Annotated in this window: 1 protein-coding gene; it reads left to right on the top strand. The window is 68.7% G+C overall.

Annotation, left to right across the window (positions count from 1 at the left end):
* Positions 1-1927: condensation domain-containing protein (locus O9Y01_RS23125; RefSeq protein ID WP_269634009.1), on the top strand; the 1927-nt coding region annotated here is incomplete at both ends.

The raw sequence follows: 1927 nt of genomic DNA, 5'->3' as shown, positions 1-1927 counted from the left end.
CAATGACTTCCAGGTGAAGATCCGGGGCTTCCGGATCGAGCTGGGGGAGATCGAGGCCAAGCTGGCCGCGCTGGGTGCGGAGGAAGCCGGTGACGTGGTGGTGCTGGCCCGCGAGGACCAGCCCGGCGACAAGCGCCTGGTGGCCTACTACACGGGCACGGCCAGCGCTGAGCAGCTGCGGGCGCAGGCCGAGGCCACGCTGCCCAGCTATATGGTGCCGGCGGCCTGTGTGCAGCTGGCATCGCTGCCGCTGAACCCCAACGGCAAGCTGGACCGCAAGGCGCTGCCGGCGCCGGACGAGCAGGCCTGGAGCCGGCGCGCCTACGAGGCGCCGCAGGGCGAGGTGGAGGCCACGCTGGCGGCCCTCTGGGCCGAGCTGCTGCAGATCGAGCGCGTGGGCCGCCACGACAACTTCTTCGAGCTGGGCGGGCACTCGCTGATGGCGGTGAGCCTGATCGAGCGCATGCGCCGCGCGGGTTTGCATACCGATGTGCGCGCCTTGTTCCTTTCGCCGACGCTGGCCGCGGTCGCCGCGGCTGTGGGCATTGGCAGTGCGCCGGTGCAGGTGCCGCCCAATCTGATTCCCGAAGGCGCGACGACGATCACGCCGGAGATGCTGACCCTGGCCACGCTGGACGAGGAGGCCATCGCCCATGTCCTGGCCACCGTGCCGGGCGGCGCGGCCAATGTGCAGGACATCTACCCGCTGGCCCCGCTGCAGGAAGGCATCCTGTTCCATCACCTGATGGAGAAGGAGGGCGACCCCTATCTCCTGCCCACGCTCTGCGCCTTCTCGAGCCAGGAACAGCTGGAGCGATTCCTTGCGGCCATCCAGCAAGTGATTGCCCGCCACGACATCCTGCGCACCGGCATTGCATGGCAGTCCCTGGACCAGCCCATGCAGGTGGTGCGTCGTCATGCGGAGCTGCCCTTCCAGAGCGTGTCGCTGGATCCGCAGCACGGAGACATTGGCAGCCAGTTGCTGGCCCAGTTCGGTCCACGTCATTTCCGCATCGACGTCAGCCAGGCTCCCCTGTTGCGTACCTTCGCCGCGCATGACAGCGCGCAAGGGCGCTGGGTGCTGCTGGTGCTGGCCCATCACCTGGCGATCGACCACACGACGCTGGAGCTGCTGGTCGAGGAAGCCAGCCTGATCAAGAACGGACGCATGGAGGCGCTGGCTCCACCCGCCCCCTTCCGCAACTTCGTGGCCCAGGCCCGCCTGGGCGTGAGCCAGGCGGAGCACGAGGCCTTCTTCCGCCAGATGCTGGGGGACATCGAGGAGCCGACGGCGCCCTTCGGGCTGCTGGACGTGCAGGGCGACGGGGCGGACATCGAAGAACGCAGCCAGATGCTGCCGACGGCGCTTTCGCAGGCGCTGCGCCAGCGGGCGCGAAGCCTGGGGGTGAGCGCAGCCAGCCTGATGCACCTGGCCTGGGCGCTGGTGCTGGCACGCACGACGGGGCGCCAGGACGTGGTCTTCGGCACGGTGCTGTTTGGACGCATGCAGGGCGGCGAGCGCGCGGACCGTGCGCTGGGTATGTTCATCAACACACTGCCTCTGCGCCTGAGCATCGACGGGCGACGCATTGACGAGCTGGCTCGGCAGGTGCATCGCCTGCTGACCCAGCTGCTGCGCCACGAGCATGCGCCGTTGGCCCTGGCTCAGCGCTGCAGCGCGGTGCCGGCCCAGGCACCTTTGTTCAGCTCGCTGCTGAACTTCCGCTATGCCCCGCGCCCACTGAATGAGGGTGAGAGCGAGGGCGAAGCGGCACACGAAGACGGTATCGAGGAAATCCATTCAGAGGAACGCACCAACTACCCGCTGACGCTGGCGGTGGACGATCTGGGCGAGGACTTCATGCTGACGGCGCAGGTCCAGGCGTCGGTGGGAGCCGAGCGGGTGTGCGCGCTGATGCACACGGCG

This window comes from Pelomonas sp. BJYL3 (genome assembly GCF_027257975.1).
Lineage (GTDB): Bacteria > Pseudomonadota > Gammaproteobacteria > Burkholderiales > Burkholderiaceae_C > Roseateles_B > Roseateles_B flavus.
The sequence above is the reverse complement of the archived record's forward strand: the minus strand, read 5'-3'. Positions and strand labels throughout refer to the sequence as shown.